The 9297-nt window shown below is 40.9% G+C and carries 7 protein-coding genes; 3 read left to right on the top strand and 4 right to left on the bottom strand.

The genetic code is table 11. The features are described from left to right. Positions 1–44 precede the first annotated feature (44 nt). From PR709_RS18640 to sodA, 3 genes are all read right to left on the bottom strand, one after another. Positions 45–1508, bottom strand: a complete 1464-nt coding sequence (locus PR709_RS18640; RefSeq protein ID WP_004916079.1) for a J domain-containing protein — start codon at positions 1506–1508, stop codon at positions 45–47. Beyond that, a complete protein-coding gene (locus tag PR709_RS18645) occupies positions 1508–3205 on the bottom strand; it encodes an Hsp70 family protein (protein ID WP_014657134.1) in 1698 nt (565 codons plus the stop codon). The genes PR709_RS18640 and PR709_RS18645 overlap by 1 nt, the downstream gene beginning before the upstream one ends. A 207-nt stretch (positions 3206–3412) precedes the next feature. Continuing rightward, positions 3413–4039 (bottom strand): superoxide dismutase [Mn], encoded by a 627-nt coding sequence (sodA, locus tag PR709_RS18650; protein WP_014657135.1) that lies wholly within the window; start codon positions 4037–4039, stop codon positions 3413–3415. Between the two features lie 423 nt (positions 4040–4462). Here sodA and acs point away from each other — a divergent pair, with 423 nt between their 5' ends. The 3 genes from acs (at position 4463) to actP (ending at position 8443) form a co-directional block, all read left to right on the top strand. Continuing rightward, positions 4463–6418, top strand: a complete 1956-nt coding sequence (gene acs, locus PR709_RS18655) for an acetate--CoA ligase (RefSeq protein WP_004916080.1) — start codon at positions 4463–4465, stop codon at positions 6416–6418. Positions 6419–6485: 67 nt separating this feature from the next. Continuing rightward, entirely contained in the window at positions 6486–6797 is a 312-nt protein-coding gene (locus tag PR709_RS18660) for a DUF485 domain-containing protein (protein ID WP_004916081.1), read from the top strand. Beyond that, positions 6794–8443, top strand: a complete 1650-nt coding sequence (gene actP, locus PR709_RS18665) for a cation/acetate symporter ActP (RefSeq protein ID WP_004916106.1) — start codon at positions 6794–6796, stop codon at positions 8441–8443. Before PR709_RS18660 ends, actP begins: the two co-directional genes overlap by 4 nt. Positions 8444–8522: 79 nt before the next feature. On the opposite strand, the gene PR709_RS18670 is transcribed toward actP, so the two are convergent. Then, entirely contained in the window at positions 8523–8951 is a 429-nt protein-coding gene (locus PR709_RS18670; protein WP_042116099.1) for a hypothetical protein, read from the bottom strand. Positions 8952–9297 lie beyond the last annotated feature (346 nt).

Raw genomic sequence — 9297 nt, forward strand, 5'->3', positions numbered from 1 at the left:
AATTCAATGAACTCATCATTATCACGTTGAACGAGCATCAGAGTTCAATTTACTAGAAATTCTGTACAATACTTCAATAAGTTATGCATAGCACTATAATAAATCAAATAGATAATAACTAACCAAACGAGTGAAAACCATGAAAACTTAAAGTACTCCAAAAATTTCCATGGACTCGCAAACACCCGATACATCATTATGCCCGGTCTGCGTATACTAGGTTTATCTTTCGGCCATGCATACCAAAAAAGCCACATAAGAATAAAAATCACCATCGCTTGTGCACCATGTGCAGGCCCAATATCCAAGCCAGTGATAAAGAATAAGAGTACCTCAGACAGACCAAGAAAAAAGATCAGGATAACGAATAACGTTATAAAAAATTCACTGACCAAAAATACAGTGAATGCTTTTTTCCTAGAATGAAGCCCAAACATAATCAGGTCATTGAAAAATAAATAGAATAAAATAATCACACCAGCAACTATTGCCACGCCGCTATTAACATCAGGCTGAGTAGCAACCATGTTCAATAACAATCCCCAAAAAATACATAAGAAGACCCCGCGCCAGTTGAACGCTAGCCTAGGCTGCTGTATGAAAGATAAAATAGCAGGGTTAAATTTATCCTTTAGCTCTGGGTATTCACTGGTTCGTTGTTTCACTTGCTCAGCGATTTGAGGGATCAATCCAGGTATCAAGCGAACTTTATAAGAAACTTTCTCATTTTTACTCGTCAGTACACGTAAAGATTGAGAAACGATATAGTCTCCATGGACAGCATCAATCTGACACTGCTTCCATGCTCGAGCCACCTCAGTCTGGCGTAGCTGTTCAGTTAATGCGTTTTGAATATAAAACGGGATAATTTGCTCTGAGTTATATTCATCAAGCCGCCAGCCTAATAGAGACGAAACATGTTCCACAACAGCTTCGGTTAAACCTTCTTGCTCTGATAATGCCCACGCAAAATCTTGATGAAATTGCTGATGTGTCTGCAAACTGCCTTTTTGAGAGACGTTTTCCCACAATTCGACTAATTCACGTTTTGCCGCGTTTTCATCAATAATAAACAGCTTCGCGAGCCAATCAATTAACTCTTGGGTATAAGCTGTTTCAACAACCGGTAATTCATTAATCGATGGTTGATAATCATCTAACAACACATCTGAAAATGGGTAAGTAATCTGAATTTCAGACAGCTCTTGCTGTTGTTGATCATCATCAACGGCTTCTTCATTAACAGCCTCTTGGTGTAAGAGGCTTTCTAAATGAGGCACATCAACGTCTATATTCGCCTGCTCTTCAACATATTCATCATCGGCAGATTCATCATCATAAATAGCGTAAGCGGCATATCTTTTTGCCTCCTCAAAAGCTTCACGTAATTGTTGATACTCTTCAGGGTGGCTATCGGGTCGATATTTTTTTACCTGCCGCGCATAAGCACGCCGAATTTCCTTTTCATCGTTTGTTTGAGTGATTCCCAATGTTTGCCATATACTCATTAATGCGAGTCTCCCTCATAGCGACTCAAAAATTGTTCCACTTGTTGACGAATGGCCGCAATACGGCGTGGATCTTGGCTATCGAGCGCTCTTTCAAACTCCGTTGTGACTTGATCCATCCAATAGCGATCCTCACCCAGTAAAAACTCATATAACCGAGCACAGCGTGACAATAACACGCGATTCTCTTTTCTATCCCTCGGATGCTGTTTTAAATCAGCAATTTTTAATAAGCTTTGTTCGATTTGCGCTTCATTCATTTGCCCCGGAACTTTCTCTATCACTAGCCGAAACACCTCAGGGTTACCTTGATAACGACACTCAACTTCTAGTAATCCATCAACGGTATAGGTAAACCGGACATCAATATCCACTTCTCCAGCAGGCTTCTGAGGGATATCAATCGCCATCTCCCCCAAAAATACGTTATCTTGGACGCGACGCGCTTCCCCCTGATAAATCTTTAATAAAATCATTTTTTGGTTATCTTCAATCGTGCTGACCGTTTGCATCTTGCTCACAGGTAAAAAGGTATTTCGCTCAATTAAAGGTAAAAAATAACCCGAATCATAATGGGTTCCGTTTCTTTTTGAGGTTTCAATCCCCAAAGAAAATGGCATTACGTCGGTTAAAATAACATCATCAAGGGCTGTATCTGCCATCACCATACCCGCTTGAACCCCTGCACCTAATGCAACGGCTTCATCTGGATTAAGGTCATGGCGAGGAAAACGTCCAAACAGACGCGCTACCGTTTGTCGGATAAGTGGCATTCGTGTTGCACCACCAACTAATAAGATGTCGTCCAAATCATTAAGAGTAAAACGAGAATCATGCAAAGCCTGCAAAATAGGTTGTTGCAATCGTGCTAATAAAGATTGACAACAAGAAGCTAGCTCCTGATCTGTCATTGTCCAATGCCAATCCTGATCATTCCACCGTAGCGAAGCCGTCGCTTCATTGCTTTGACCTAATGCGATTTTTAATGTTTCTGCTTGTTTGAGTAATTCCGCGCGAATATCTGCTTGGGCTTCTTTCAGTTCAGGATGCTGCTTTAACATCCACAGATAAATAGCTTCACTGAAATCATCACCGCCTAAACGGACATCGCCACTACTCGCGCAAACCTCAATAACGCCTTCAAACATATCAATTATCGAAACATCAAACGTTCCCCCACCAAGGTCAAAGGTTAGGTATTTGTGTTCTTTGTTTTCGAGTAACCCAAAGGCCAACGATGCCGCAGTAGGTTCATTCAATAACCTTAAAACATTTAGCCCAGCGAGTTGTCCCGCTGTTTTAACCGCCCGACGCTGAACATCATTAAAATAAGCAGGAACCGTGATCACTGCATCTTTAACGGGGTAACCAAGCCAAGCTTCAACATCCTCTTTTAATTGCCGTAATAATAAAGCAGAAAGCTCCTCAGCCCGAAAAGTCAGAGAGCCTAATGATAACGTTGCATCCGTGCCCATAAAGCGCTTAAAGCTGGCTTGGGTTAAATGGGGGTGACTCTGTAGACGTTCACGAGCGAATTTTCCGACCAAGATCTGGTCATCATCATCAAGAGCAACAACAGATGGCGTTAAAACATCACCTTGTTTATTGGGTACCAATACCGCTCGCCCTTCAATCCATAAACTCACTGCACTATTACTGGTCCCAAGATCAATCCCCATAACCATGTCAGCCGCCATATTATCTCCCTTATCATTCACTTTATTGAATTATTACTGGATAGAATATCAATCTGTTTTTTGTACTTATGAGACACATTATGAACAAAACACAAGATATTAAAACGAGACAAAGCTGAGATTAATAGAAAAAAGAAAAAGAGAGGCATAAAAAAAGCGCAACCCCAAAAGGGTTACGCCCATCTAATTATCATTTAATTTAATGAATTATTTAGTTTTTTCTGCAAAACGTTTTGCAGCTTCATCCCAGTTAACGACTGACCAGAATGCTTTGATGTAGTCAGGACGACGGTTTTGATATTTCAGATAATAAGCGTGTTCCCAAACATCAAGGCCAATAATTGGGTAACCTGAAGTACCAGAAATCGCTTCACCCATCAGAGGGCTGTCTTGGTTAGCTGTAGAAACAACCGCTAGCTTACCGTCATCTTTTAGAACTAGCCATGCCCAGCCAGAACCAAAACGAGAAGCTGCTGCTTTCTCAAATTGTTCTTTGAAAGCGTCAACACTACCAAAATCACGCTCGATAGCTGCTTTCAGATCACCGCTTAGTTCAGTACCTAATTTTAGGCCTTTCCAGAACAGGCTGTGGTTTGAGTGACCACCAGCATTGTTACGAACAAAAGTACGTTGATCAGCAGGAACTTTATCCAATTGTTGGATCAGATCATCAATGTCTAGGTTAGCCAGTTCAGGTAATTTTTCTAACGCAGTGTTAGTGTTGTTAACGTAGGTTTGATGATGCTTGGTGTGATGGATTTCCATTGTTTGCTTATCGAAATGAGGTTCCAGCGCATCATAAGCATAAGGTAAAGCAGGTAATGTATAGCTCATTGTATTTGTCTCCAGTGACTTATTGACATATACCTCTATATCTCTCACTCAATGCCAAGACACATAGGGTATACACTTCAGAAACTTCACACCTTGTGAGTCGGTATCAATTATAGTTATTTTACTGTTAATGAAAATCATTATCAAACCCATGATATTTATATGGTCTTTCTCATCAACTATCATTGTTGATTTATTTAGCAACTAATACCAATATCGCCCTGCTTTGTTTTTCTTTAATTCTACCCTTATACAGATAATCAGATGATTAATCTAATTGACGATTTCGCATCAAATGATAATCCTGTTAAATCCATTACAATTAATACGTGATCTCCCGCTCAAAAGAAAAACAAATTTATATTTCCTGCTTTAGTTAACCATTTTTTGACATAGTATTAACATCTGCAAGGAGATAAAAATATGACTCAAATAACTAAGCATCCCGTTACTGCTGAAATTGCAGAAAATGCCCTGATAAACGAGCAACAGTACAACAATGAGTATCAACTCTCTATTCAAGACCCTGAAACGTTTTGGGGGGAGAAAGGAAAGGTTGTTGATTGGATTAAGCCGTATACCCGAGTAAAAAACACCTCCTTCGATCCTGGCCATATCAGCATTCGCTGGTTTGAAGATGGCACCCTTAACTTAAGCGCTAACTGTTTAGATCGTCATCTGGCAGATAAGGGCGATCAAACCGCAATCATATGGGAAGGTGATGACCCTTCTCAATCAAAAAATGTCACTTACCGTGAACTGCATCATGATGTTAGTCAGTTCGCTAACGTATTAAAACAACATGGTATTCGTAAAGGCGATGTTGTCGCGATTTACATGCCAATGGTGGTTGAAGCTGCCGTCGCAATGTTAGCTTGTGCTCGCATTGGGGCGATTCATACTGTTATCTTTGCTGGCTTCTCTCCAGAAGCGGTATCGGGTCGTGTTATCGACTGTAAAGCAAAACTGATTATTACAGCCGATGAAGGCCTACGTGCTGGCCGCTCAATACCTCTCAAGAAAAACGTTGATGACGCATTAACCAATGCCAATGTCACCACCGTTAAGAATGTCATTGTCTACCGTCGTACTGGGAATGTTCCAAGCTGGGTAGAAGGGCGTGACTTATGGTGGCATGATGTGATTGATGGCGTCAGCGCCGACTGCCCACCTGAAGAAATGAACGCAGAAGACCCATTATTCATTCTGTATACTTCAGGCTCAACAGGTAAACCAAAAGGTGTACTGCATACTACTGGCGGTTATTTAGTCTATGCAACACTCACCTTTAAATATACTTTCGACTACCATCCCGGTGAAGTGTATTGGTGTACTGCCGATGTTGGCTGGGTAACGGGTCACAGCTATTTGTTATATGGCCCTCTATCTAATGGTGCCAAGACATTGATGTTTGAAGGCGTGCCTAACTACCCTGCGGTCAATCGCATGAGCCAAGTGGTCGATAAGCACCAAGTTAATATCCTGTATACCGCGCCGACTGCTATCCGCGCCCTAATGGCTGAAGGTGATAAAGCCATTGAAGGCACCAACCGTAGCTCGTTGCGTATCCTAGGATCCGTTGGTGAACCTATCAACCCTGAAGCATGGGAATGGTTCTATAAGAAGATTGGTGATAGTCGTTGCCCAATTGTTGATACATGGTGGCAAACAGAAACTGGCGGCTTTATGATCACTCCGCTACCGGGAGCGACCATGCTAAAACCAGGCTCAGCAACGTTACCTTTCTTCGGGGTTCGTCCTGCTCTTGTTGATAATCTTGGGGAACCATTAGAAGGTGCAACAGAGGGTAACCTCGTCATTGTTGACTCATGGCCTGGTCAAGCACGTACCTTATTTGGTGACCACGAGCGTTTTGAGCAAACCTACTTTTCTACTTTTAAAGGTATGTATTTCAGTGGCGATGGTGCTCGCCGCGATGAAGATGGCTATTTCTGGATCACGGGCCGTGTTGATGATGTATTAAATATTTCCGGTCACCGCCTAGGTACTGCTGAAATTGAATCTGCATTAGTTGCACACCCAAAAATTGCAGAAGCAGCCGTTGTTGGTATTCCTCATAATATTAAGGGGCAAGCTATCTATGCTTATGTCACCTTAATTTCGGGGGAAGAGCCTTCACCTGAGCTATATACCGAAGTTCGTAATTGGGTTCGAAAAGAAATCGGTCCAATTGCAACACCTGATGTTCTACACTGGACGGACTCTTTACCTAAAACCCGCTCCGGTAAGATCATGCGCCGTATCCTACGTAAAATTGCCTCAGGAGATACTAGTAACTTAGGAGATACTTCCACACTGGCAGATCCTGGCGTTGTCGAAAAACTACTCGAAGAAAAACAATCAATGAGTATGTCATAAGCCTGAAGGTCGCCTTTATGGCGACCTTACATACATTCCAATAAGACGATAACAGAGGAGAACTCTGATGAATGCTACTGCTTATCAAGAGGTAGAGAATAACCCTCGCTTTAAAGAATTGGTAAGGAAACGCGGTCGATTTTCATGGTTGTTGTCAGCTATCACATTAATATTGTATGTCGGTTTTATCTTTCTTATTGCTTTTAACCCAAGTTGGCTTGGAACGCCGATTAGTGAAGGATCCTATATCACACGAGGTATACCTATTGGTGTAGGATTGATTGTCATCTCTTTCTTATTAACTGGCCTATATGTTATTCGGGCAAATGGTGAATACGACCGTTTAACGGCTGAAATCTTAAAAGAGGTGCAAAAATGATAAAACTCCTTCCTCTCATCTTACTTTTCGCCTCTTCAGCCGCATTTTCTGATGCACTGACAGGGGATGTCGAGCGGCAACCTGTGAATATTCAAGCCATTATCATGTTCTTGTTATTCGTCGGGTTTACTCTCTATATTACTTATTGGGCATCTAAAAGAACGCGTTCTCGCTCAGACTACTACACCGCAGGCGGTAAAATTACAGGTTTTCAAAATGGGATGGCCATTGCGGGTGACTTTATGTCCGCAGCCTCATTCTTAGGTATTTCAGCACTGGTTTACACCTCCGGTTATGATGGCTTGATCTACTCCATCGGCTTCTTAATTGGCTGGCCTATTATTCTTTTCTTAATTGCTGAACGCTTACGTAACCTCGGTCGTTATACCTTCGCCGATGTTGCGTCATATCGATTAAAACAAAGACCAATACGGATACTGTCTGCCGTTGGCTCTCTTGTTGTCGTTGCACTCTACCTCATTGCACAAATGGTTGGTGCAGGGAAGTTGATCGAACTACTGTTTGGTCTTAATTACCATGTTGCCGTCGTAATTGTAGGTATTTTGATGGTGTTATACGTCCTATTTGGTGGAATGTTAGCCACTACATGGGTACAAATCATCAAAGCAATTCTCTTATTAGCAGGCGCAACATTTATGGCCGTAATGGTCATGAAACATGTTGGTTTCAATTTCAATACCCTATTTAAAGAAGCCGTCGAAGTACATAAAAATGGCATTGCCATTATGAGCCCAGGAGGATTAGTTTCAGATCCTATATCGGCTTTATCACTTGGGCTAGCGCTGATGTTTGGTACAGCAGGGCTACCTCATATCATTATGCGTTTCTTTACGGTCAGTGACGCGAAAGAAGCTCGTAAGAGTGTGTTCTATGCAACAGGTTTCATTGGCTACTTCTATATTTTAACTTTCATTATCGGTTTTGGTGCGATTGTTCTTGTTAGTGCAAACCCTGACTTTAAAGATGCAGCAGGCAAATTGATCGGTGGAACAAACATGGCCGCCGTACACCTTGCAGATGCCGTCGGAGGGAACTTCTTCCTTGGCTTTATTTCTGCTGTTGCTTTCGCCACGATATTAGCTGTTGTTGCGGGGCTAACACTCGCCGGCGCCTCAGCGGTTTCCCATGACCTTTATGCCATGGCAATCAAAGACGGTAAGGCAAATGAAAAAGAGGAGTTACGTGTATCCAAAATTACGGTAGTGATCTTAGGCTTTGTTGCTATCGGATTAGGTATTTTGTTCGAAAACCAAAATATCGCCTTCATGGTAGGCCTCGCATTCTCTATCGCTGCAAGCTGTAACTTCCCTATCATCCTGTTATCGATGTATTGGAAGAAATTAACAACACGTGGTGCCTTAGCAGGCGGATGGTTAGGACTTATTACCGCCGTTGTGCTGATGATATTAGGGCCAACTATTTGGGTAAGCATCTTACATCATGAGAAACCTATCTATCCTTATGAGTATCCTGCATTCTTCTCGATGATAGTGGCATTTGTCGCTTCTTGGTTATTCTCTATCACAGATAACTCAGAAAGAGGCAAATTCGAGAGAGAACGCTTTAGAGAGCAATTTGTACGTTCACAAATTGGCTTAGGTATTGAGCAAGGTAAATCTCACTAACCCTTAATATTACCTCTAGAAAGAAACATAAAAAAAGCGGCTCTTAATAAGCCGCTTTTTTAATCTGTATAAAACCACGTTATCTCGCATAAGTCATTTTTTCAGTGTTTACCCACTCATCAACTAACTCAAAAAAGCGTGCTGGTTGGTTTTTTACTTCGACTTTAAAGTTCTCAAACTCAGATTTGTTATTAGGTACATACATTGATAATAATATATTTAGCGATATTTCTTTGTTCGCAAATTTCTGGCTAATATTAAATACCTTATAGAGGATCGCCGCCAATACAAAACTAACCACTGCTATACCAGCCATAGCAGCAAAACTGTAATCTATGTGTAGAAGCTGGCGAGCCTCATTCAGTAGTAAGAAAGGCGTAAAAAACATCACCAGCAGAGATAAGATAATTGCCCCATCTTGACCATTGTTGAATTCGTGTTCCTTTTGCTTATTAACGGCAACAATATCCCTAAATATTTGGCTATTAACAGATTTTATATTCTTCATTATATTCACCTTGATAAACAAGCGCATTATCGTGTGTAAAAATCATTCATAACATCTAATTAAGTTACTTATTGATAGTATATGTTTAACTTTTTGCAACATCAATTTAACATTTGTTATCTATTTTAATGGGAAAGTATCTTAAGAAGAGTAGGTAAATAGAAGATATAGAACAACAAACCCGATGATCACAAAACCGTGTTTATGGCCTATCTATTGATATTAAAAGTAAAGTTGAAAAATGATCTAACTTAAACGGATTTTATTTAACATTTAAACAAATTAATTTATAAAAAATTAATTATTAAAGTTATAAAGCTTGCTTATCAATGCTCATTGCCTTTTT

This window comes from Providencia sp. PROV267, assembly GCF_028477825.1.
Lineage (GTDB): Bacteria > Pseudomonadota > Gammaproteobacteria > Enterobacterales > Enterobacteriaceae > Providencia > Providencia stuartii.